The organism is Pantoea sp. 18059, from assembly GCF_902706165.1.
Lineage (GTDB): Bacteria > Pseudomonadota > Gammaproteobacteria > Enterobacterales > Enterobacteriaceae > Pantoea > Pantoea agglomerans.
Genome location: NZ_CACSJS010000002.1, coordinates 218,646 through 241,194, shown reverse-complemented (window position 1 = coordinate 241,194; position 22,549 = coordinate 218,646). Strand labels below are relative to the sequence as shown.

The window sequence follows — 22,549 nt, the reverse complement described above, 5'->3', positions numbered from 1 at the left end:
GAAAATGGTAACTTATAGTCGATGGTAATTTTTTTCAGGCGATGTGTTGCGGGTAACTGGCTGAATTTGCGCTAAAAATGCGTGATGACGGGATGTGATAGTGAAGTTTTACTAATAATTTTCATCAGGATCTATTGATTTATCTACGCGCGTAGATACACTAGGTCCCCAGTGATTGCTCACGGTGCCCGATGCACAGTAGGCCCATCGATTGTTAAGTTACATTCGCTCAGTTTAAGCGACCGGTGAAAAATACACCGGCGAAATGGGGCGAAGAACAAGATTCCAACACCAGGGAATCCTTTAACCTTTCATCATGGTTAGTCAACTGAACGTCGTCACCGGGGAATTTCCGCTTTTATCAGGGAATCGACCCATGGACGGGCGTTTATCGATCTGCATACTCATTCAGGGATAGGGTTATGACGGCACACAACTCCGTTAATCAGCAGGCATCACTGTCATCCACTTCAGCCGCCGATGAGCGGTTTAACACCCCTTCAGGCCGCAAAGATTTCTGGCGCGCCACTTTCTCATGCTGGCTCGGAACGGCAATGGAGTACGCGGATTTCGCGCTCTATGGCCTGGCGGCCGGTATTATCTTTGGCGACGTCTTCTTTCCGGAATCAACCCCTGCAATGGCACTGCTCTCCAGCTTTGCTACCTGGTCAGTCGGCTTTGTTGCCCGGCCTATCGGCGCACTCTTTTTCGGCTGGCTCGGTGACCGCAAAGGCCGAAAGGTGGTGATGATCTCCACCATCATTCTGATGGGCGCTTCCACGACGTTTATCGGCTTAATCCCGAGCTATGCCTCTATTGGCGTCTGGGCTCCTGCCTGTCTGGTTCTGCTGCGCTTTACGCAGGGTTTTGGCGCTGGCGCGGAGTTATCGGGCGGGACGGTGATGCTGGGCGAATATGCGCCGACAGAGCGTCGCGGACTGATCTCCTCCGTGATCGCACTGGGTTCTAACAGCGGCACACTGCTGGCTTCGCTGGTCTGGTTGCTGGTGGTACAAATGGATCAGCAGAGCCTGCTGGAGTGGGGCTGGCGTATTCCGTTCCTCAGCAGTGCGCTGATTGCGCTGGTTGCCTTGTGGATTCGACGTCATCTGCGCGAAACGCCGGTGTTTGAGCGCAGAAAAGCGGAGATGGAAGCGGAACGCGCAGGCGTGCTGGCCGCTCCGGTGGTGGATCAGCGGCCTTTCTTCCAGCGTACCCGTGCCTTCTGGACCATGGTTGGCCTGCGTATCGGCGAAAATGGCCCCTCCTATCTGGCGCAGGGCTTCATCGTCGGTTACGTCGCAAAGGTGCTGATGGTCGACAAGTCCGTACCAACCACTGCGGTGTTCCTCGCGTCGTTGCTGGGTTTCCTGATCATTCCTTTAGCGGGCTGGCTCTCTGACCGCTTTGGTCGCCGGGTGGTTTATCGCGTGTTCTGTCTGCTACTGATGTTCTACGCCTGGCCCGCCTTTACGCTGCTCGACACGCGTGAACCGATGCTGGTGATCCCGGTTATCGTGGTCGGTATGGCACTGGCGTCGCTGGGTATTTTTGGTGTGCAGGCGGCATGGGGCGTGGAGATGTTCGGCGTTCATCATCGCTACACCAAAATGGCAGTAGCTAAAGAACTGGGCTCGATTTTGTCCGGCGGAACCGCACCACTTATTGCCGCTGCTATGCTTTCTTATACCGGTCACTGGTGGCCGATTGCGGTTTATTTCTCGGCGATGGCCGCAATTGGGTTCTTTACCACCTTTGTCGCGCCTGAAACGCGAGGGCGGGATCTCAATCTGCCTGAAGATGCCATCTAGCTTTGCCTGAGGATGCCATCTGCCAGGATAGCGCGAAAAGCAGCAGGCCGTGTAAAGCGGCCTGTTTTTTTATGGAGGAACGTGATGTGCCTAAGTCGTTAACGGGAAAAGTGACCCGCAGTGAAGTTGCGAAAGCGGCAGGCACCTCAGTGGCAGTTGTCAGTTATGTCATTAATAACGGGCCTCGTCCGGTTGCCGAGGCGACCCGTCAGCGGGTACTGGAGGCGATTAAAGCCACCGGTTACCGGCCAAATGCGGCAGCACGTGCACTGGCTTCCGGTAACACCAAAACCTTCGGGCTGGTGGTGCCCAACATCGGCAATCCTTTTGTGGCCTCAATGGCGCACGTGTTGTTGCAGGAGTCGATGAATCACGGCCACGTCATGCTGCTGGGTGATGCAGGTGATGACCGCAAGCGCGAACTGGAGTTAATTCAGGGACTGCTTAATCGGCAGGTCGATGGACTCTTTTACAACAGCGTCGATCGCCATCCTTACATTGACCTGATTAAAGCCAGCGGTACGCCACTGGTCATGCTGGAGCGGGTTGAGCCTCAGCCGGGCGTTAACATGCTGCGGGTCAATGAGCGTCAGGCCGCCTGGCAGGTGACGGCACATCTGTTGAGTCATGGTTATCAGCAGGTCGGCATAATCAGCGGCCCGGTCGATATGCTTAACGCGCAGGATCGTATTCAGGGCTGGCGTGATGCCATGCAGGATCGCGGGCTGCCGATTGATGAATCGCTGATGTTTCCCGCCAGCTACACCCCACAGGGCGGATACGCTGCGGCACAAACCATGATCGCCCGGGGTCGTGTGCCTCGTGCGCTGTTTACCAGCAACGAAGGTCAGGCGATTGGCGCGCTTCGCGCCTTTTCCGAACATCAGATTCGTGTGCCGCAGGATGTGGCGCTGGTCTGTTTTAACGGTACCAATCACTCGTCGTTTCACGTCCCGACATTAACGACCGTGCGCCAGCCACTGCGTGAGATGGCTCGCTCTGCGATTCATATGCTGAAAGAGGGACAGAGCGAAGCGCAATTAAAGGAGTTTCCACACTACCTTGAAATCGGTGAATCCTGCGGCTGTGAGCCGCAAAGCCAGAGTTAGCCTATAAAAATATGAAAAGAATTATTATTGACTGCGATCCCGGCAACGGTATCGCGGGTGCCAACACCGATGATGGGCTGGCGATTGCGCTGGCCTTAGCTTCACCTGCACTGTCGCTGGAATTGATCACCACCGTGGCCGGTAACACGCCATGTGAAGTTGGCGCGCGCGTCGCCAAAGATCTGATCGTCCGGCTGGGATTATCTATCCCGGTAATCCAGGGTGCTACGCAGGCGCTACAGGAAGATCCTGCGCCGTGGCGCGAGACGCTGGATAACCGGGTCAATCAGCTTGCACTGGGTAAGATGTGGCAGGGCGTGCGCCAGCCAGCGGATGTCGCGGCGGATGCGTTTGATGCTGCTGACGCTATCGGCAAACTGATTTGCGACAATCCGGGCGAGATTACCCTGGTGGCGATTGGCCCGCTGACGAATGTGGCGCTGGCAATGCAGCGCTATCCCGCCATGGCCGACGCTGTGGCGGAAATTGTCATTATGGGCGGCGTATTTACGCTGGATGATTATATCAAAGACACCAATTTTGGCCTGGATCCGGAAGCGGCCCATCAGGTGCTGCACAGTGGTGCAGCAGTAACGCTGGTTCCGATGGATGTCACCACGCAGACGCTGCTGACCCAGCAGGATTTGACCCGCCTGACCGCCGTCGATCATCCACTGACCGAATTTGTGCGCGACACGCTGCGTCCGTGGATCGACTATTCGATGGCGACCCGGCATCTGGCGGGATGCTGGATCCACGATGCGCTGGTAGTCGCCTGGTTGCTGAATCAGCGGGTCGCGGCAGGCATCGATTACCGGGTGGATATTGAACTGCGTCCCGGTGCGACGCGCGGCAAAAGCTGGCGTTATCGTCAGCCCCTTCGGCTCACTGTCGGCGTGCCTGAGCAGTGCGGCGCATCGGTGCATGTGCTGCATCGTGTCGATAACACGCTGCTGTTATCGATTATTGAACAGGCATTTAAGCGCCTGAAATCCTGATGTCGTGGGCGATTAACTCGCCCGCGTGCTGGCGGCAGCGGATCGGTTTCCAGAAGGGCGCGGTGGCCATCAAACGCTGACGGTATCCGTCAGTTTGTCAGCCGCATCAGGACGCGGGCAGAAGGTGCAGGGCTTGTGTGAGCTGATACCCGGCATTACATTGCTTCGCACACGTCGATCCAGCGGGCGTTAGTCAGTTCAGCCATCAGCTGTGGGGTAATGCGGACGGCGCTGTGGATAGCGCCGGCGGCGGGCAGGACTTCCTCGAAACTGCGCAGTGAGACATCACAGTAAACGGTCAGCGGGTTCTCAAGGCCGAAAGGACAGACGCCGCCCACCGGATGGCCGGTCCAGTTAATCACCTCGTCCACGCTCAGCATTCGCGCTTTCGCCCCCAGCGCCGCTTTCAGCTTGCGATTATCCAGCCGGGCATCGCCTCGTGTCACAATCAGCACCACGTCGTTTTTCACTTTCAGTGACAGGGTTTTGGCAATCTCTCCTGGCGTCACGCCATGGGCGCGGGCAGCCATCCCGACCGTCGCAGTGCTTTCGGCCAGTTCAATAATTTCAATTTCAGGGGCGTGTTCGGCGAAGAACTGGCGCACGGACTCCAGGCTCATCTTTCTCTCCAGGCTGATCGAAGGCGTAAAAATTGCCACAAGCCTCAGTGCCTGTAAACGAGATAAACGGAGAATTCAGCGTAATTAAGTCTGTTTAGCTGCCGCTCAGGGTGCAGTTGCCGCATTGTTCGACATCGGGAATGTGATAACGCTGGCAGCAGCTGCGACGGACCAGTTCGCCGTTGCGCGGGATCATGGTGCGGTAGAGCGGGTTTTCGCTGCCATCCAGCAGCCGCTGGTTGAAGAACAGCGCCTGCTCCAGTTGCAGCACCAGCGACTCATCGATCTGGCTTTTCAGTTCACCCAGGAACCACTGGAATGAGTAGCCCATATTGTTCCAGATGAGTCGGGCGTTGATATCACCATGCTGCGTAATACCATTGACCACCGGGATCAGATGCTGCTGAATCAGCCGATCGATACGCTGCTGAGGGTTGAGGTAGCGCGCTTCTTCATCTTCCTGGACATCGATCCAGAAAGTGGCCGGATGACCATTCTCATGAAAACCGACGCGGATATGCTCTGGCGAGCAGTCCAGCGCACGCGACTCCTGCAACAGCGCCATGATCAGTGTGGGCAGCAGCAGACCAAAATACCATTGCGCCCAGAGTGACTGCACCGGTTTCGCTTCACGAACCGCATCAGGATGATCGCGATAGAGATAATCGCTGTAGCGCTGAATAATTGGGGTAAAGGCTTCTGATTGTGACCAGGCGGCGAGGGTCAGCGTGTCGCGCGGAGCAGGCTGGCTGAGCTTCGTCGATTCAAGCAGATAGCTGCGCTGTTGTTGCAGCCGCTCATGCAGACTTTCCGCCAGTGGACGGTCATTCTGCCGGAAGATCATCGACTGAGCGTTAAAACGCTGTTCCTGAGCTGAAACGGTTGCCATGACGACTCGCGAAAAGTGTAGATAAGAAAGCAAATGATAATCGTTATTGATTAACTCTACAAGTCGTGTAAAAAATCGTCGTTGCGGGTGGGAAAACGGCGGGGTTGAGGTCAGTTATCCGATCGGACAGAGCAGCAGAGAGCCGGGCATATCGCGCCGAAGCCTCCGTTATTACCGATGGCGTTACGCTTAATTATGCATGTTCACTGGCGGTCTGATGCTGTTTTCGGGGTAAATCCTCCCAGGCGAGAATGGTATTCCGGCCCTGATTTTTAGCCACATATAATGCGCTGTCAGCATTGGCGACCGCCAGGTCAAATTCATTATCGTAAATAGGCGCGATGCCGGCACTGATGGTGACGTGGGTTGAAACGGTTTCATTGAAAAGATGAGGAATTTCTAAATCCAGCACGTACTGACGGATTCGCTCTGCCAGTTTCATGGCGATGGAACTGTTCACATTGGTCATCAATACCAGAAACTCTTCGCCGCCATAGCGGGTGACAACATCGCGTGAACGCACCGCATCACGAATTGCGACAGAGACCCGCGCCAGCGCCTGATCGCCCATCGCATGCCCGTAATTGTCGTTATAGGACTTAAAGTGATCGATATCCAGCAGCAGCACATAGTGGCTGCCAGCATGGTTTTCCAGAATATTATCGAGCCGGTTCTTAAGACCACGACGGTTATAAAGCCCGGTCAGCGGGTCGAGCATGCTGAGGTCGCTGAATGTCTCTTTCTCTTCGTAGAGCTGATGCATCAGGCGCAGAGTAAAGTTGTCGGCACGGCGGCGCATCAGATGCTGTAGTGAGAAACCAATCAGCGGCAGCGTAATGGTTAGCAGGATCAGTGGCAGGTGCTGCGCATTGTCGAGCAGCAAAACGGTGAGCACCGGTGGCGTGACATGCAGACAAAAAGCCCCCAGATAATCGCTCAGGGCGATGGCACTGATAAATAACACACTGATCAAACTGATAATAAGAAAGCCACCATCAAAATAGAACACCTGATGAAAGCGATAATTAATATGCCAGGCCCAAAGCATTCCCAGCAGCAGCGCCACAGGATTTAACAGGGGAAGTTTTACTTTAGGCCATATTAAAAGGGAAATTAACATAATGCCGCTAAAGGCCGCGACACTCATTACCGGCAGGGTCGTCTCACTTTTCTCACTGCTCATTATTGGCAGTAGATGAAATAGCGAAACGGCGATATTCAGAAACAGGAAAAGCATCACTGAAAGCCGGTATTTACTCTGCTTCAGCTCTTCATAGGATTGTAATTTCATTATAAGTACTCGTGACGACCCTGAAATACTAAAGCGCACGCCGGCAAAATCAGGTTCTGCCAGACAATGAGCAAATTATTGCTGTTGCTGTTATTAAAGGTGTTATCGGCCGCAATCTAGCATTTTCCAACTGGTCTGTCATCTTCGTTGCCGGGCGTGACAAAAACAGGCTGCAGTGCAGGCAAAACTGTCATATGATAATGGGAATGCTTATCATTTGAGGTTTGTGTCATGGGGATAGCGATTATCGCGGCCTGCGGCCTGTGGGGAGTCAGTTGGGCACTGGGTAAAAAGCTGGATAGTGCGTGGGGCGTGTTGCTGCCGTGCATTGCGCTGCCGCTGTTCGCCTTATGGGAACCGAGCTTCAGCCAGTGGCGGATGGTGATGACGGTTGCGCTGCTGCTGACTGTCGTGATGCTGTTTAACCAGCGGCTGCGTCACTATCTGCTGCTGCCATCCTGTCTGGCGTTAGCGGGCGGACTGGCGGCTGTCTCTGTGAATTTTCATCTGAATTAACATAAGCGGAGTGGGTACAACCGGCGTACGGGGTAAAGCGGCTGGAAAAGGTAAAGCGACCGGAAAACGGAACAACTGGAAAAGGTAAAACGAGCAGGGGGTAAAGCGAAACCGCAGGGGAAAAGAAGAGATGAGCGGGAAAGGCCTGAAGATGACAACGTTGGTGCGAAGAGAGGGACTTGAACCCTCACGTCCGTTAAGACACTAACACCTGAAGCTAGCGCGTCTACCAATTCCGCCACCTTCGCATCGAGTTGTCTGTTCATATCACCGCAATGGTGCGAAGAGAGGGACTTGAACCCTCACGTCCGTTAAGACACTAACACCTGAAGCTAGCGCGTCTACCAATTCCGCCACCTTCGCGCAGTGCTCGCGATATGAAACTTGTGATTTTGGTGCGAAGAGAGGGACTTGAACCCTCACGTCCGTTAGGACACTAACACCTGAAGCTAGCGCGTCTACCAATTCCGCCACCTTCGCATACCCGTAACACCTTGAGAATGTTACAACCACGGAGGCGCATTCTAGAGATTTTACTCTTTGCGTCAACAACTATTTCGTCGGGCTGAAACGATCGCTGTAAAAAGCAACGTTTTCAGCCCGGCAAAGCAGTTAACGGCAGGAAAAACCCTTAGCGCGTTTTGGCACCGCGACCATAGACGGCACGGTAAACTTTGAAGCGGCCGGTTTGCGCGATGACTTCGTGACTGCCGAAGGCTTCATCCAGCGCCTGCGGGTAGGGCAGGAAGGTGTTGGCAACGATACGCAACTCGCCGCCGGTATTCAGGTGCTTCACCGCACCACGAATCAGCGCCTGTGCGGCGTCGAGGCTGGTCTGAGTGCCTTCATGGAAGGGCGGATTAGAGATAATCATGTCGAAACGACCGGTCACGTCAGAGAAGACGTTGCTGGCGAAGACTTCGCCCTCGATGCCATTGGCGGCCAGCGTCGCTTTACTCGCTTCAATCGCCGCTGCGTGCACGTCACACAGCCACAGACGCACTTTAGGCGAACGGGCAGGCAGCGAGGCGGCAATCACGCCCGCGCCACAGCCCATATCCAGCACTTTACCTTTGGTGTGTGGGGTAAAGGTCGACAGCAGCAGGGCACTGCCGCTATCCAGACCGTCACGGCTGAAGACGCCAGGCAGGGTATGAATCGTCAGACCATCAAGCTGATACTGGTGACCAAAAGTGCTGGCATCGAATTCAGGCTGTTTGTCGAGGCGACCGTGGTAGAGACCACAGCGACGCGCGCTGTCGATCTTCTCCAGCTTCACCCATGACTCCATCATGCCTTCGGCGCTGCGCACGCCGCTGCGGTTTTCACCGACCACGAACACGTCGCAGCCCACCGGCAGCAGCGACAGCAGGTTCTGCAGCTGGAACTGCACTTCCGGCTTATTCTTGGTCCAGAAGTAGACCAGGGTATCGCAGCCCTGCACATCTTCGGCCTGCGCAACCATTCCGTAACGCGCCTGCTCGCCCATACGGCGGCTCAGGTTTTGCCAGTGATGATATTGCTGGGTGTGAACGCGCGATGAGGCGGTTTCCAGCTGAGCGGGCAGGTCATCCTGCAGATCGCCAGCAAATAAAACATGGCGGGCGGTAAATTCATCACTGTGGCGCAGAATGACTTCGCTGGCCGGGGTAAAAGCAGACATGTAGGGCTCCTGTAAGATCTGAGCGGGGATTATAGTGGTTTGTTGGCGCATGTTCGATGGGTTTGCTAGCATAGCGTCGCATTCAGGCAGCAGAACAGGTAACACCATGACGTCCAGGCGCGACTGGCTTTTACAGCAAATGGGAATTACGCAGTACCAACTGCGCCGCCCGCGCGTGCTTCAGGGCGAAATTGCCGTCACGCTGGCACCGGACACGCAGTTAATTATTGTCGCTGACGCGCCCCCCGGTTTACATGAACCGCTGATGCGCGATGTGCTGCATGCCCTCAATCTGCAACCCGCTCAAGTAATGACCGTGACACCGGATCAGCTGCAAATGCTGCCGGAGACGCTGAACTGCGCGGGCTGGCTGCTCGGCGTAGAGAGCGAACAGACTTTCAATGGCGTGGCATTAACCAGCGCCTCTTTTAATGAACTGATCAGCAGCGGCGTCGCCAAACGCGCGCTCTGGCAACAGATGTGTAACCATGACAGCCATCTCTTTACTCACCCCTGACGATCTGGCGCAGGCCTTCGCCATTGAGTGTCGTAGTCACGCGTTTCCCTGGAGTGAAAAGACGTTTGCCAGCAATCAGGGCGAGCGCTTTATCAATTTACGTCTCGACGTTGACGGCAAAATGGCCGCCTTTGCGATTACGCAGGTGGTACTGGACGAAGCCTCGCTGTTTAACATCGCGGTCGATCCCGCTTTTCAGCGCCGGGGATTGGGCCGCCAGCTGTTGCAGCATTTGATCGATGAGTTGATCAAACGCGACGTACTGACGCTGTGGCTGGAAGTGCGGGCCTCGAACCTGCCCGCCATCGCGCTCTATGAGCAGCTTGGATTCAATCAGGTCAGTCGTCGCCCCAACTATTATCCCACCGCCAGCGGCCGTGAAGATGCCATTCTCATGGCACTGACGCCGTAGCGGTGTTAAGGAGCTTTAATGATTGATAACTGGGATTGCATCCTGTTTGATGCCGACGATACCCTTTTTCATTTCGACGCCTATGCCGGTTTGCAGCGCCTGTTCGCCGGTTATGACGTGCAGTTCACCGACCAGGATTACAGCGATTATCAGGCGATAAATAAGCCGCTGTGGGTCGATTATCAGAACGGTGCTATCTCCGCGTTACAGCTGCAGACTCAGCGTTTCAACCACTGGAGCGAAAAGCTCAGCGTTGCGCCGGAGATCCTCAACAGCGGCTTCCTCAGCGCAATGGGAGAGATCTGTACGCCGCTGCCGGGCGCGGTCAGCCTGATGAACCAGCTGCATGGCCGGGTGAAAATGGGCATCATCACCAACGGTTTTACTGCGCTGCAGCAGACGCGTCTGGAGCGCACCGGTTTTCGCGATTACTTCTCGGCGCTGGTGATCTCCGAGCAGGTCGGCCAGCCAAAACCGGCGCCAGAGATTTTTGATTACGCACTGAATCTGATGAGCAACCCGAATCGTGAGCGGGTGCTGATGGTGGGTGATACGCCAGAGTCAGACATTCTGGGCGGCATGAATGCCGGTATTAAAACCTGCTGGCTCGATCATGGCACCCGGCCATTGCCGGAACATATTAAGCCCACCTGGCAGGTCAAATCGCTGGGCGAGCTGGAAGCGCTGCTCATCGGCTAACGCAAGACGCCTCGCAAATCAGCATCTTTCCCATAAAAAAGGCCCGCACAGCGGTAATGTCAGTCAGTTAAGCGACAGGTGATAACGCAGTCTGGTGCCGGGCAGGGGCTGGCGGTCCTCGCGCCGCTGCGCGGTTCCTTCACTTCATTCCTCTGCCTGACGGACCGCCGGGGATGGCACATCCTGTGCCGCCCCGCCTTTCGCCCGCGTCCTGCGGGCTCTCCTGGCAGACTCATTCTGTTCAGCGCTGCGGATTGCCTGCCCCTGCCCGGCACCTGCCTGCTCTGAAACTTCAGTGTGAATTGTTAAAAAGGGCACGAGAGTGGAGGCCTGAGCGCCTCTGCTGCTGAAAGGGCTATCCGCAGCGCTGAGGCGTGACGGCGGGCCAGAAGTCCACGCCGGGAAGCGTGGACAGTTCGGGGCCGGCCAGGGAGGGCCGATCCCCGAACGGTTCGTCGGCACAACGTCAAAGCCGAAGGTACCGCGTGAGCGGCGCGAGGACGGCCCGGCAGCAGCAGAGGTGCGCTGGCCCGCACTGAGGCTCGCTCGCCCATAAAAAAAGCTGCCACGTCTGACCGTGACAGCCTTTACAAATCTAATCTTAACTGACCAGCATTACCGTTGTGCGGGCCTTTTTTGTTTTATCTTTACCGCAGCCGGAGCGTTACTCTTTCTTCTCGTCGTCCTCATCCCGATCCTCTTTCACCGGGGTGCTGGCGGTGAGCAGGAACGGCGACTGCTGCCAGCGGGTGCGGCGGTGGCGCAGCAGGGTGCGTGAGAGAATAATGCCAATTGCCAGCGCCAGCAGCATCATCAGACGCAGAATATTGGTGGTGTTATCGACCTGATGTGAGTCGGTGACCAGCACGTGGGTATCCAGCGTCACGCGCAAAAAGCCCAACGGACCCTCGTTTCCGGCCAGCGGCTGCACAATCTGATGGTTGAAATAGCTGCCCGCGCGCTGGCCGTCGAGCGCCAGCCGATCGCGGACATTGATGTTTTCACCGCTGTGCGCCACCAGGCTGCCGTCGCCGTCATAGACCGATGCATCCAGAATACGGCTGTTAGCCGTCATCTGATTAAGAATGGCTTCTATCTGAGTCCGGTTATTTTCACTGTTGTCCATCAATGGCTTAAGGCTGAACGCCACCTGGCTGGTCAGCGTATGCGCCAGCTCCTCGACCTGTTCAGAACGCGCCGCCTGATGGCCGAGGCTGAACCAGGATGCGCCCTGCATCAGCACGACCAGCAGCGCCATCGAGATGAGAACGATCACGGTACGATGTAAGCGAAATTTCAGTGCGGTTTTAGCCATTAATCATCCGGGTCATATCACAACAGAAAGCCTGGAGATTATGTTGCCAGAAGCGGCGCAGACAAGGTAGCCTCTTGCGTGGTTTTGTTGTCCCTACAGGAGCTCTGATGCCAAATCGTTTAACCTGGTGCGATCTTCCCGCCGATGTCTCCCTCTGGCCGGGTTTGCCCCTTTCTCTTAGCGGTGATGAAGTGATGCCGCTGGATTATCGCGCTGGCCGTACCGGCTGGCTGCTGTATGGCCGCGGGCTGGATAAGCAGCGGCTGACCGATTACCAGCACCAGCTGGGTGCCGCCATGGTGATCGTCAGCGCCTGGAACGTCGATGAGTATCGGGTGATTCGCCTGGCGGGATCGCTGACGCCGTTTGCCAGCAAGCTGGCGCACGACGCCGGCCTGGATGTTGCGCCGCTGGGCAAAATCCCGCATCTCAAAACGCCAGGCCTGCTGGTGATGGATATGGACTCCACCGCGATTCAGATCGAGTGCATCGACGAGATTGCAAAACTGGCGGGCTGCGGCGAGCAGGTGGCGGAAGTCACGGAACGTGCGATGCGCGGCGAACTCGACTTCACCGCCAGCCTGCGTCAGCGCGTGGCCACGCTGCAGGGCGCGGACGCCAATATTCTGAAACAGGTGCGTGATGCCCTGCCGCTGATGCCAGGCTTAACCACCCTGACGCAGAAGCTGCAGGCGCTGGGCTGGCAGGTTGCCATCGCGTCTGGCGGCTTTACCTACTACGCCGAATACCTGCGCGACAAGCTGCATCTGTCGGCGGTGGTGGCTAATGAACTCGAAATTCGCGACGGCAAACTGACCGGCAACGTGCTGGGACCGATTGTCGACGCACAATACAAAGCCGATACCCTGAAGAAGCTGGCGCAGCGTTTTGACATCGCGCCGGAACAGACGGTGGCGATCGGCGATGGTGCCAATGACCTGCTGATGATCAAAGCCTCAGCACTGGGCATTGCGTTCCATGCTAAACCTAAGGTGAATGAGCAGACTGCGGTCACCATTCGCCATGCCGATTTAATGGGGGTGTTCTGCATCCTCACCGGCAGCCTGATCCACGAAGAGCGTTAACTGAGGTATTGATTTGGCCAAAGCGGCAAAACGCGCATTTGTCTGTAACGAATGTGGCGCAGATTACCCACGCTGGCAGGGGCAGTGCAGCGCCTGTCACGCCTGGAACACCATCACCGAGGTGCGCATTGCCGCCTCGCCCGCGGCTGCGCGTAACGAGCGCCTGAGTGGCTATGCCGGCAGCGCCGGAACCAGCCGGGTGCAGAAGCTCTCTGAAATCAGCCTGGAGGCGTTACCGCGCTTCTCTACCAGCTTCAAAGAGTTTGACCGGGTGCTGGGCGGCGGGGTGGTGCCGGGCAGCGCCATTCTGATTGGCGGCAGCCCCGGCGCAGGCAAATCCACGCTGCTGCTGCAGGTGATGTGCCGGTTGTCAGAGGGGATGAAAACCCTGTATGTCACCGGTGAAGAGTCACTGCAGCAGGTGGCGATGCGCGCCCATCGTCTGGGATTACCTACCGAAAATGTGAATATGCTGTCGGAAACCAGCATTGAGCAGATCTGCCTGATCGCCGAACAGGAGCAGCCGCAACTGATGGTGATCGACTCGATCCAGGTAATGCACATGGCGGAGATCCAGTCCTCGCCCGGCAGCGTCGCCCAGGTGCGTGAAACCGCCGCTTACCTGACGCGCTTCGCCAAGACGCGCGGCGTGGCGATCATCATGGTTGGTCACGTTACCAAAGATGGCTCCCTGGCCGGACCGAAAGTGCTGGAACACTGTATCGACTGTTCAGTGCTGCTGGATGGCGATGCCGATTCCCGCTTCCGCACCTTGCGCAGTCATAAAAACCGCTTCGGCGCGGTCAATGAACTGGGTGTGTTTGCCATGACCGAGCAGGGCATGCGTGAAGTCAGCAACCCGTCAGCTATTTTCCTGTCGCGCGGCGAAGAGATCACCTCGGGCAGTTCGGTGATGGTGCTGTGGGAGGGAACGCGACCGCTGCTGGTGGAGATTCAGGCGCTGGTCGATCACTCGATGATGGGCAATCCACGCCGCGTGGCAGTGGGTCTGGAGCAGAACCGCCTGGCGATTCTGCTGGCGGTGCTGCACCGGCACGGCGGATTGCAGATGGCCGATCAGGATGTGTTCGTTAACGTGGTCGGCGGCGTCAAAGTCACTGAAACCAGTGCTGACCTGGCGCTGATGCTGTCGATGGTGTCGAGCCTGCGCGATCGTCCGTTGCCGCAGGATCTGGTGATCTTCGGCGAAGTGGGACTGGCGGGCGAAATCCGTCCGGTGCCCAGCGGTCAGGAGCGCATCGCTGAAGCGGCGAAGCATGGCTTCAAACGCGCCATTGTGCCGGCAGGGAATGCACCGAAAAAACCGATTGCCGGGATGCAGGTTTTCAGCGCGAAGAAGCTGGCCGATGCGCTGGCGATTCTGGACGATCTGTAACGCGCCTGCGGCCGCCAGCGAAAAGCCGCTGGCAGGCCGCTCCCACCTTAACCGCATTGATGCAGGAGGCACGACATGTCGTCGTTTGATTATCTGAAAACGGCCATTCGCCAGCAGGGCCACACGCTGCAACAGGTCGCTGATGCCAGCGGCATGACCAAAGGCTATCTGAGCCAGTTGCTCAATGCCAAAATCAAAAGCCCCAGCGCGCAAAAGCTGGAGGCGCTGCACCGTTTTCTGGGTCTGGAGTTTCCGCGCCGCGATAAAACGGTCGGCGTGGTGTTTGGTAAATTCTATCCGCTGCACACCGGCCATATCTATCTGATTCAGCGCGCCTGTAGCCAGGTCGATGAGCTGCATATCATTATGGGCTACGACGAGCCACGTGACCGCGAACTGTTTGAGAACAGCGCGATGTCACAACAGCCCACGGTCAGCGATCGACTGCGCTGGCTGCTGCAGACCTTTAAGTATCAGAAAAATATCCGCATTCACGCCTTTGATGAGGAGGGGATTGAGCCCTATCCACACGGCTGGGATGTCTGGAGTAAGGGCGTCAGCGCGTTTCTCAGCGAGCACGGTATTGCGCCGGATTGCATCTACACCAGCGAAGCGCCCGATGCGGAGATGTATCAACAGCATCTTGGCATTCAGACCGTACTGGTCGATCCCAGCCGATCCTTTATGAGCATCAGCGGCGCGCAGATCCGTCAGGATCCTTTCCGCTTCTGGGATTATATCCCGACCGAAGTGAAACCTTTCTTTGTGCGCACCGTGGCGATCCTCGGCGGGGAGTCGAGCGGTAAATCGACGCTGGTGAATAAACTCGCCAACATCTTCAATACCACCAGTGCCTGGGAATATGGCCGCGACTATGTCTTCTCCCACCTGGGCGGTGATGAAATGGCGCTGCAATATTCAGATTACGACAAGATCGCGCTGGGCCAGGCGCAGTACATCGATTTCGCGGTTAAATATGCCAATAAAGTGGCCTTTATCGACACCGACTTTGTGACCACGCAGGCGTTTTGTCTGAAGTATGAGGGGCGTGAACATCCGTTTGTGCAGGCACTGATCGATGAATATCGCTTTGATCTGGTGATCCTGCTGGAGAACAACGTGCCGTGGGTTGCCGATGGCTTGCGCAGCCTGGGCAGTTCCGTGGATCGACGGGAGTTTCAGTCGATGCTGGTGACGATGCTGCGGGAAAACAACATCGAATTCCTGCACGTGCAGGAAGATGATTATGACACCCGGTTCCTGCGCTGCATTGAACTGGTGAAAGCGATGCTGGGCGAGAAAAACGCCCAGCCGTAACGCATGCTGTAACCCGGTCTGCCGCAGGGCAGCCGGGTCAGCGCATTAATACACCATCACCACTTTGCCGCGCATGTGGCCTTCCAGCACGCGCTGATGGGCGGCAGTTAACGTCTCAACGCTTAGGCCGTGCAGCGTCTCGCTCAGTGTGGTTTGCAGCTTACCTTCATCCAGCAACGCCGAGACGGCATCCAGAATCTCACCCTGACGCGCCATATCCGGTGTGTTAAACATGCTGCGGGTGTACATTAGCTCGAAGTGCAGTGCGGCACTCTTCAGCTTCAGCTGATCCATCGACAGCGGATGTTCATTTTCCACGATGGTGCAGATATGGCCCTGCGGGGCGATCAGCTTTGCCATGGTCTCCCAGTGACCGTCGGTATCATTCAGGCAGAAGATATAATCGACCTGTTTAATGCCCTGTTTTTCCAGCTCACCAATCATATCTTTGTAGTTGATCACCAGATCGGCGCCGCGATCGCGGCACCACTGCGCGGAATCTTCACGCGAAGCGGTGGCAATGATCTTCACCTTGCTGCGCAGTTTCGCCAGCGGGATCGCCAGCGATCCGACGCCGCCTGCGCCGCCGACGATCAGCAGCGTCTGATCTTCCGTTGCTGACTCAAGGTTCAGTCGCTCAAACAGTCCTTCCCAGGCGGTCAGGGCCGTCAGCGGGATCGCAGCGGACTGCGCCCAGTCCAGGCTCTCTGGCTTGTGACCGGTAATGCGTGAGTCAACCAGCTGCTCGGTGCTGTTACTGCCAGGACGGGTCAGGTCACCCGCATAAAAAACTTTATCGCCTGGCTTAAAGTTGCTGACTTTGCTGCCCACTTCCAGCACCACACCGCTGGCATCCCAGCCGAGGATGCGTGGCTGCTCTAATCCGTTCTTCTTCGCCCCTTTGTGAACTTTGGTATCGACCGGGTTGACCGACGCGGCTTTGACTTCGACCCGCAGGTCATACTCCCCTGGCGCTGGGGTTTCAGGGAAAATTTCAGTGAAGTTTTCAGGACTTTCCGGATTAATTGCGATAGCGCGAATAGACATACATTTTTCCTGTTTAGTCAGGCTGGAAGCCTGGATCTGGTGGTTGCCATTCTGGCCCTGAAGAGTGCTCACACTCCGCAGGGGCTGTGCCACGCTGTCCGTGGCAGACTGGCTGATGATTCGGAACAGGCTTTAAGTGTAGAACCTGATTTTAGCAGTGATAAGATGGACAATCTTTCATAGAGTGTTCGTCTGAGGTGAACAATGGCATTTCGCCAGTGGCAGGATATGGCACTGTTTGCGCTGGTGGCGGAGTGCGGCAGCTTTACCGGCGCGGCAGAACGTGCAGGGCTGCCAAAATCGAGCGTCAGTCAGCGCATCAGCCAGCTGGAGCAGCGGCTGGGGATTCGTCTGCTGAACCGCACCACCCGCCAGCTCAATCTGACCTTTGCCGGTGAGCGTTATCTGCTGCATTGTCAGGAGATGATGCAGGCCAGTGAACGCGCCGATCAGGCGATCGCCAGCCTGCGTGAAAATCCCAGCGGGCGTCTGCGTATCACCAGCCCGGCGGGGATTGGTGCCACGCTGCTGGCGCGCTGTAACGCGGCGTTTTTACGTCTCTATCCCGATGTGACGCTGGATGTCTCGATCTCCGATGAGATGCGTGATCTGGTGCAGGAGGGCTTTGATGTGGCGCTGCGCACCGGTCAGCCGCAGGAGTCCTCGCTGATTGGCCGCCGGATAGGCAACTGCCCGCGACTGCTGGTCGCTTCACAGCGCTATCTTGATCAGCATCCGCCGCTGGTTCATCCACAGCAGCTGTCTGCCCACCGCTGTATTGCGCATCGTGCCTGGAATGAATGGGTGTTGCAGCGCGATGACGAGTTTTACCGCTGGCTGCTGCCGCCAGGCCATCTCACGGATAATTTACTCTATGCGCGCGAATCTGCGCTGGGCGATGCGGGCATTACGCTGCTGCCGCACTTTCTGACCGACGGGGCGATGGCGGATCCCCGGCTGGTGCCGGTATTGCCGGAATGGGAAATCGAGGGGAATGAGCTGTGGCTGGTCTATCCGGGCCGTAAACTGAATTCACCTGCGCTGGCGCGGTTTATTGAATTCGCGCTGCAGTCACCGGTGTTCAGGGAGTTTTATCGCTGACCGGTACAATGTGGCGCAGGAACAGTGCCGCCATTTTTTCCGGGCCACTCTGGTAACCCGCGATATTTGCCGCTAACCAGTCGCTGGGGCTCACGCCTTCCCAGTTCACCTGATAGCCTGCGTGAAGAATGATATGTTCGAACAGAATGCGTAATGCCCGGCCGTTTCCTTCCCGAAAGGGGTGCAGAATATTGAACTCGCAGTAATACCAGGCAACCTGATGACAAAAAGCTTCATGGTCAGCCTGCTCCAGCCATCTTTCGCACGCCAGTTTTGCAAATAATTTCTCCGCTTCACGCAGAATAAAAGCGGGCTGGCAAAAGCGGGTCTCTCCTTTGCTGATAGAGATATCACGTATCTGCCCCGCCCAGCTATAAAGCTCGTTAAACAGGCAGTAATGAATGTGACACAGTGACTGAAGGGTAAAAGGAGGATGAGAGAGCTTAATGGTGTGAATGGTCAGCGCGGTAACAGCACGCTCAGCCTGATCCAGCAGGGTTTGTTCGCGGATATCATAGCGATTGATCAGCACATCGGAATCGGGATAACAGTAGTGATCTCGCCAGACAAGATAACGATTCACGTTGGCTTCCTGTTACTGCTTATAGCGACGTCGAACCTGTTCCAGGGTCGATAACTCAGCATCTGCTGAAATACGTATCCCCTCCAGCAGGGAACTTGCGGCAAAGTTTGCGACTTTAGTGGCTTCATAAATCGCTTCAGCTTTTTTAGCCACTGGCCGCTCAGCTTTTTTCTTCATTGCGTTCAGCCCTTAAAACGTCACTGGTGAAGCAGGAGGAGGCCTGAGCCTCCCCCTGACATCGTTACTTCGTCATACGCTTATACTTGATGCGCTTCGGCTCCAGCGCTTCGGCGCCGAGAGTACGCTTCTTGTACTCTTCATATTCGGTAAAGTTACCTTCGAAGAATTCGATGTTGCCCTCATCCTGATAATCCAGGATGTGCGTGGCGATACGGTCCAGGAACCAGCGGTCATGCGAGATCACCATGGCACAACCCGGGAACTCCAGCAGGGCGTTTTCCAGCGCGCGCAGGGTTTCAATGTCCAGGTCGTTGGTTGGTTCATCGAGCAGCAGCATGTTGCCGCCAACCTGCAGCAGCTTCGCGAGGTGCAGACGACCACGCTCACCACCCGACAGTTCGCCTACGCGTTTGCCCTGATCGACGCCTTTAAAGTTAAAGCGGCCGACATAGGCGCGGCTTGGCATCTCGGTGTTACCGATGCGCATGATGTCCTGACCGCCGGAAACTTCTTCCCACACGGTTTTGGCGTTATCCATGCTGTCGCGGAACTGATCCACGGACGCCAGCTTGACGGTTTCACCCAGTACAATCTCGCCAGAATCAGGTTGTTCCTGACCAGACATCATGCGGAACAGCGTTGATTTACCCGCGCCGTTTGGACCGATAATCCCGACAATCGCGCCTTTCGGTACCGAGAACGAGAGATCGTCAATCAGCACACGGTCGCCATAAGACTTACGCAGATTGCTGACTTCCAGCACTTTGTCACCCAGACGGGCACCTGGCGGAATGAACAGTTCGTTGGTTTCGTTACGTTTCTGGTAGTCGGTGTTGTTCAGCTCTTCAAAGCGTGCCAGACGGGCTTTGCCTTTAGACTGCTGGCCTTTTGGCCCTTTGCGTACCCACTCCAGCTCTTTCTCAATCGACTTGCGACGAGCGGCTTCAGAGGAGGCTTCCTGCGCCAGACGCGCATCTTTCTGCTCCAGCCAGGAGGAGTAGTTACCTTCCCACGGAATCCCTTCACCGCGGTCAAGTTCCAGAATCCAGCCTGCAACGTTATCCAGGAAGTAACGGTCATGCGTAATCGCGACGACGGTGCCTTCGAAGTCGTGCAGGAAGCGCTCCAGCCAGGCGACAGATTCGGCGTCCAGGTGGTTCGTCGGTTCGTCCAGCAGCAGCATGTCTGGTTTTTCCAGCAGCAGGCGGCAGAGGGCGACGCGACGACGTTCACCACCGGAAAGGGTGGCGATTTTCGCGTCCCAGTCAGGCAGGCGCAGCGCATCGGCAGCACGTTCCAGCTGGGTATTCAGGTTGTGGCCATCGTGAGCCTGGATGATCTCTTCCAGACGGCCCTGTTCCGCGGCCAGTTTGTCGAAGTCTGCATCTTCTTCAGCATAGAGCGCATAGACTTCGTCGAGACGCTTCAGTGCGCCAACGACTTCTGACAGCGCTTCTTCTACCGACTCACGCACGGTGTGTTCAAGGTTAAGCTGCGGTTCCTGCGGCAGGTAGCCAATCTTGAGGCCTGGCTGCGGACGCGCTTCCCCTTCGATATCTTTATCGATGCCGGCCATGATGCGCAGCAGGGTAGATTTACCCGCGCCGTTCAGGCCGAGTACGCCAATTTTTGCGCCAGGGAAGAAGCTGAGCGAGATGTTTTTCAGGATATGTCGCTTCGGCGGAACCACTTTGCCGACGCGATGCATGCTATAGACGAATTGAGCCACGTTGGTTTGAGCCTCTGGGTCTGTTGGTCGTTTGAATGATGTCGAAGTTTAGCCTTTTTCACCGTTTAATCCCAGCCGGGGGGCGGCGAATATTAGCGTGGCGGAGCCGATGCCGGGCGATCCAGGCATAACTGACTGATTTCCACACTCAATCGCTGACAGAGTCAGGAGAGGATGTCAGAAAGAGGCGTCAGGGCAGGAGCAGCGGGATCGCCTGCTGGGCCAGCCAGTTTTGCAACGCCTGATCGGGCGCGCTGTCACTCACCAGCAGATCAAAGCGCTGCAGCTCGGCGATGCGGGCAGGCAGCACCTTGCCATATTTACTGCCGTCAGCCACCAGCACCGACTTTCGGGCGCGCAGCATGGCGTGATGTTTCATCATCAGTTCATTGGTGTTGTAGCAGGTTGCGCCCTGATCTTTATCGATGCCCGCCGCAGAGATAAAGGCCAGCGTCGGGCAGAGATCGTCAAGGATGGTATGCACGCCAATCGGCGTAAACAGCGCGTTGTCGGCATGAAATTCACCGCCGCTGAGAATCACGTTACAGGCAGGTTTCTCTTTCAGCGTCAGAAAGGTATTCATGGCGCAGCAGATGGCGGTAAACGACAGGGTGTCGGGAATCGCATCCACGATGTAGGGCAGGGTGGTGCCGCAGTCAAAAAAGACCGTATCGTTCTCGTTGATCAGGCTGGCGGCCGCCTGTGCCAGTCGCTGCTTTCTGGCGGCATTCTGGCCATGCTGATCGCTGACAAAATAGTGGCTGGCATGACTTTTCGGATCGCTGACGATATAGCCGCCCAGCAGGACCACGCTGGAGCCCGGCTCGGTTAAATCGCGGCGAACGGTCATCTCTGAGACGCCGAGCAGCTGGGCCGCATCTTTCAGATGCAGTTTGTCGGTGCGTTTCAGCGCCTGCGTCAGCTTGTGAATGCGTTCGTCGCGCCGGGTTTCCATGGTCATCTCTCTGTTCCCTATCCTGCAGTGCGGAGGAAAGACGCCGGGATCGACGTCAATACGCTACAAACCTCACAGATTTGAATGAGTTGCGTCTCATCCGCCAGGCTGGCAGTCAATCTTACCCGCATTCCGTGAGGGCCGCAAACCTCCGCCGTGCTGTCAGCGCGTGGTGATATCGGCACATCACCGCGGGCGGTTGTGGCTTTCACCATCCGCGTTCAATGATGTTAGATTGTTATAATAATAACACTGAAAATCCCATTGCATGCCGTTGTTCGCCCATCACCACCGTGTCAGGATGTGGTTTTTGTCACATATTTAACCTTTAAGAATTGTTATTGTTACTTTAATAACATTTTAAGTTTAAAAAACATCCGGGAGAAAAGGTCATGACAATTGCGGTCATCGGCTCAAACATGGTCGATCTGATTACCTATACCAACAGCCTGCCGAAAGCGGGCGAAACCCTTGAAGCGCCCGACTTTGCCATTGGCTGCGGCGGTAAAGGGGCCAACCAGGCGGTTGCGGCGGCAAAAATGGGCGGCAACGTGATGATGGTCAGCAAGGTCGGTGACGATCTCTTTGCTCCGAACACCGTTGCAAATCTTCAACAGCAGGGCGTGGACACGCGCTTCGTCACCACCGCACCGGGCACCTCCAGCGGCGTGGCACCGATTTTTGTCGATGACCAGTCGCAGAACCGCATTCTGATTATCAAAGGTGCTAACCAGCAGCTGAAACCGGCCGATATCGACGACGCGGCTGAAGCGCTGAAAGCCTGCCAGCTGATCATCCTGCAGCTGGAGATCCCGCTGGAGACGGTCTATTACGCCATCGATTTTGCCCGCCAGCGTCAGATCACAGTGATCCTTAATCCGGCGCCGGCCGTCGCCACGCTTGATATTGATTACGCCTGCAAATGCGACTTCTTTATGCCCAACGAAACCGAGCTGGAGATCCTCACCGGTCTGCCGGTCAGCAGCGATGAAGAGGTGATCCTCGCCGGACAGTCGCTGCTGAAACGCGGCCTTAAAAATCTGATCATCACCCTGGGCAGCCGGGGATCGGTCTGGATGAGCGGCGACCAGGTGCATCGCGTGGCTGCCACACCGGTTCAGGCGGTCGACACCAGCGGCGCGGGCGATGCCTTTATCGGCTGCTTTGCGTATCTGCTGGTGGAAACCGGCGATGTGGCCGCCGCCATGACCCAGGCGTCTGCCTATGCCGCCTGCAGCGTCACCGGGCGCGGCACCCAGCGCGCCTATCCCGACGCAGAGAGTTTCCAGCGTTTTCTCAACCGTAACTGAGGTTCT

At 56.5% G+C, this 22,549-nt stretch carries 22 protein-coding genes and 3 tRNA genes; 12 read left to right on the top strand and 13 right to left on the bottom strand.

The features are described from left to right. Nucleotides 1–422: 422 nt before the first annotated feature. From GVJ63_RS07910 to GVJ63_RS07900, 3 genes are all read left to right on the top strand, one after another. Nucleotides 423–1,811 (top strand): MFS transporter, encoded by a 1,389-nt coding sequence (locus tag GVJ63_RS07910; protein ID WP_031593277.1) that lies wholly within the window; start codon nt 423–425, stop codon nt 1,809–1,811. Between the two features lie 86 nt (nt 1,812–1,897). After that, nucleotides 1,898–2,920: a LacI family DNA-binding transcriptional regulator gene (locus tag GVJ63_RS07905; protein ID WP_029519642.1), complete on the top strand. Its 1,023-nt coding sequence runs from the start codon at nt 1,898–1,900 to the stop codon at nt 2,918–2,920. A gap of 11 nt (nt 2,921–2,931) precedes the next feature. Next, the gene (locus GVJ63_RS07900; protein WP_159226660.1) at nt 2,932–3,918 is read left to right on the top strand and encodes a nucleoside hydrolase; all 987 of its coding nucleotides are present in this window, start codon (nt 2,932–2,934) and stop codon (nt 3,916–3,918) included. A gap of 155 nt (nt 3,919–4,073) precedes the next feature. Here GVJ63_RS07900 and GVJ63_RS07895 read toward each other — a convergent pair whose 3' ends face one another. From GVJ63_RS07895 to GVJ63_RS07885, 3 genes are all read right to left on the bottom strand, one after another. Further along, nucleotides 4,074–4,538, bottom strand: a complete 465-nt coding sequence (locus GVJ63_RS07895) for a YbaK/EbsC family protein (protein ID WP_010251476.1) — start codon at nt 4,536–4,538, stop codon at nt 4,074–4,076. A gap of 94 nt (nt 4,539–4,632) precedes the next feature. After that, nucleotides 4,633–5,427, bottom strand: coding sequence for a siderophore-iron reductase FhuF (fhuF, locus tag GVJ63_RS07890; protein WP_159226659.1), 795 nt, complete (start codon nt 5,425–5,427; stop codon nt 4,633–4,635). Between the two features lie 193 nt (nt 5,428–5,620). Then, nucleotides 5,621–6,718 carry a diguanylate cyclase gene (locus GVJ63_RS07885; protein WP_010251470.1) on the bottom strand — a complete coding sequence of 366 codons (1,098 nt, stop codon included), beginning with the start codon at nt 6,716–6,718 and terminating at the stop codon, nt 5,621–5,623. Nucleotides 6,719–6,949: 231 nt separating this feature from the next. On the opposite strand from GVJ63_RS07885, the gene GVJ63_RS07880 reads away from it, so the two are divergent. After that, a complete protein-coding gene (locus GVJ63_RS07880) occupies nt 6,950–7,234 on the top strand; it encodes a DUF1435 domain-containing protein (protein WP_010251467.1) in 285 nt (94 codons plus the stop codon). Nucleotides 7,235–7,395: 161 nt separating this feature from the next. On the opposite strand, the gene GVJ63_RS07875 is transcribed toward GVJ63_RS07880, so the two are convergent. The 4 genes from GVJ63_RS07875 to rsmC all read right to left on the bottom strand — a co-directional run bounded on the left by GVJ63_RS07875 (nt 7,396) and on the right by rsmC (nt 8,897). Continuing rightward, nucleotides 7,396–7,482 (bottom strand) — tRNA-Leu (locus GVJ63_RS07875). Between the two features lie 28 nt (nt 7,483–7,510). Continuing rightward, nucleotides 7,511–7,597, bottom strand: a tRNA-Leu gene (locus GVJ63_RS07870). Nucleotides 7,598–7,627: 30 nt separating this feature from the next. After that, nucleotides 7,628–7,714 (bottom strand) — tRNA-Leu (locus GVJ63_RS07865). Between the two features lie 151 nt (nt 7,715–7,865). After that, nucleotides 7,866–8,897, bottom strand: coding sequence for a 16S rRNA (guanine(1207)-N(2))-methyltransferase RsmC (gene rsmC / locus GVJ63_RS07860; protein ID WP_010253598.1), 1,032 nt, complete (start codon nt 8,895–8,897; stop codon nt 7,866–7,868). Nucleotides 8,898–9,003: 106 nt separating this feature from the next. Here rsmC and GVJ63_RS07855 point away from each other — a divergent pair, with 106 nt between their 5' ends. From GVJ63_RS07855 to yjjG, 3 genes are read left to right on the top strand one after another with little or no spacing between them, the layout of a single operon-like run. After that, nucleotides 9,004–9,414 (top strand): DNA polymerase III subunit psi, encoded by a 411-nt coding sequence (locus tag GVJ63_RS07855; RefSeq protein WP_022625367.1) that lies wholly within the window; start codon nt 9,004–9,006, stop codon nt 9,412–9,414. Further along, on the top strand, nt 9,386–9,826 hold the full coding sequence (gene rimI / locus GVJ63_RS07850; RefSeq protein ID WP_010253603.1) for a ribosomal protein S18-alanine N-acetyltransferase: 441 nt from the start codon (nt 9,386–9,388) through the stop codon (nt 9,824–9,826). The genes GVJ63_RS07855 and rimI overlap by 29 nt, the downstream gene beginning before the upstream one ends. 18 nt (nt 9,827–9,844) lie before the next feature. Further along, nucleotides 9,845–10,525: a pyrimidine 5'-nucleotidase gene (yjjG, locus tag GVJ63_RS07845; RefSeq protein WP_159226658.1), complete on the top strand. Its 681-nt coding sequence runs from the start codon at nt 9,845–9,847 to the stop codon at nt 10,523–10,525. A gap of 664 nt (nt 10,526–11,189) precedes the next feature. Here the strand turns inward: yjjG and GVJ63_RS07840 are convergent. Continuing rightward, nucleotides 11,190–11,840 carry a YtjB family periplasmic protein gene (locus GVJ63_RS07840; RefSeq protein WP_010253606.1) on the bottom strand — a complete coding sequence of 217 codons (651 nt, stop codon included), beginning with the start codon at nt 11,838–11,840 and terminating at the stop codon, nt 11,190–11,192. A gap of 107 nt (nt 11,841–11,947) precedes the next feature. Here GVJ63_RS07840 and serB point away from each other — a divergent pair, with 107 nt between their 5' ends. The 3 genes from serB to nadR all read left to right on the top strand — a co-directional run bounded on the left by serB (nt 11,948) and on the right by nadR (nt 15,638). Continuing rightward, a complete protein-coding gene (gene serB, locus GVJ63_RS07835) occupies nt 11,948–12,925 on the top strand; it encodes a phosphoserine phosphatase (RefSeq protein WP_061901779.1) in 978 nt (325 codons plus the stop codon). A 13-nt stretch (nt 12,926–12,938) separates the two neighbouring features. Beyond that, nucleotides 12,939–14,321 carry a DNA repair protein RadA gene (gene radA, locus GVJ63_RS07830; RefSeq protein ID WP_010253610.1) on the top strand — a complete coding sequence of 461 codons (1,383 nt, stop codon included), beginning with the start codon at nt 12,939–12,941 and terminating at the stop codon, nt 14,319–14,321. 75 nt (nt 14,322–14,396) lie between these two features. Continuing rightward, complete coding sequence (gene nadR / locus GVJ63_RS07825; protein WP_010253612.1) at nt 14,397–15,638, top strand: multifunctional transcriptional regulator/nicotinamide-nucleotide adenylyltransferase/ribosylnicotinamide kinase NadR; 1,242 nt, start codon at nt 14,397–14,399, stop codon at nt 15,636–15,638. 45 nt (nt 15,639–15,683) lie between these two features. Here nadR and GVJ63_RS07820 read toward each other — a convergent pair whose 3' ends face one another. Then, entirely contained in the window at nt 15,684–16,685 is a 1,002-nt protein-coding gene (locus GVJ63_RS07820; RefSeq protein WP_045140797.1) for a zinc-binding alcohol dehydrogenase family protein, read from the bottom strand. A gap of 204 nt (nt 16,686–16,889) precedes the next feature. Between GVJ63_RS07820 and GVJ63_RS07815 the strand changes: the two genes are divergently transcribed. Continuing rightward, the gene (locus GVJ63_RS07815; protein WP_010253616.1) at nt 16,890–17,786 is read left to right on the top strand and encodes a LysR family transcriptional regulator; all 897 of its coding nucleotides are present in this window, start codon (nt 16,890–16,892) and stop codon (nt 17,784–17,786) included. Here the strand turns inward: GVJ63_RS07815 and GVJ63_RS07810 are convergent. From GVJ63_RS07810 to deoR, 4 genes are all read right to left on the bottom strand, one after another. Beyond that, a complete protein-coding gene (locus tag GVJ63_RS07810) occupies nt 17,767–18,369 on the bottom strand; it encodes a putative adenosine monophosphate-protein transferase Fic (protein WP_033770937.1) in 603 nt (200 codons plus the stop codon). The genes GVJ63_RS07815 and GVJ63_RS07810 overlap by 20 nt on opposite strands. Nucleotides 18,370–18,381: 12 nt before the next feature. After that, nucleotides 18,382–18,546 (bottom strand): YhfG family protein, encoded by a 165-nt coding sequence (locus tag GVJ63_RS07805; protein ID WP_109652447.1) that lies wholly within the window; start codon nt 18,544–18,546, stop codon nt 18,382–18,384. 64 nt (nt 18,547–18,610) lie between these two features. Continuing rightward, nucleotides 18,611–20,278, bottom strand: coding sequence for an energy-dependent translational throttle protein EttA (ettA, locus tag GVJ63_RS07800; protein ID WP_031593292.1), 1,668 nt, complete (start codon nt 20,276–20,278; stop codon nt 18,611–18,613). A gap of 190 nt (nt 20,279–20,468) precedes the next feature. Further along, a complete protein-coding gene (deoR, locus tag GVJ63_RS07795; protein ID WP_159226741.1) occupies nt 20,469–21,233 on the bottom strand; it encodes a DNA-binding transcriptional repressor DeoR in 765 nt (254 codons plus the stop codon). A 392-nt stretch (nt 21,234–21,625) separates the two neighbouring features. Here deoR and rbsK point away from each other — a divergent pair, with 392 nt between their 5' ends. Next, a complete protein-coding gene (gene rbsK / locus GVJ63_RS07790) occupies nt 21,626–22,543 on the top strand; it encodes a ribokinase (RefSeq protein WP_159226657.1) in 918 nt (305 codons plus the stop codon). The last annotated feature ends 6 nt before the right edge of the window (nt 22,544–22,549 follow it).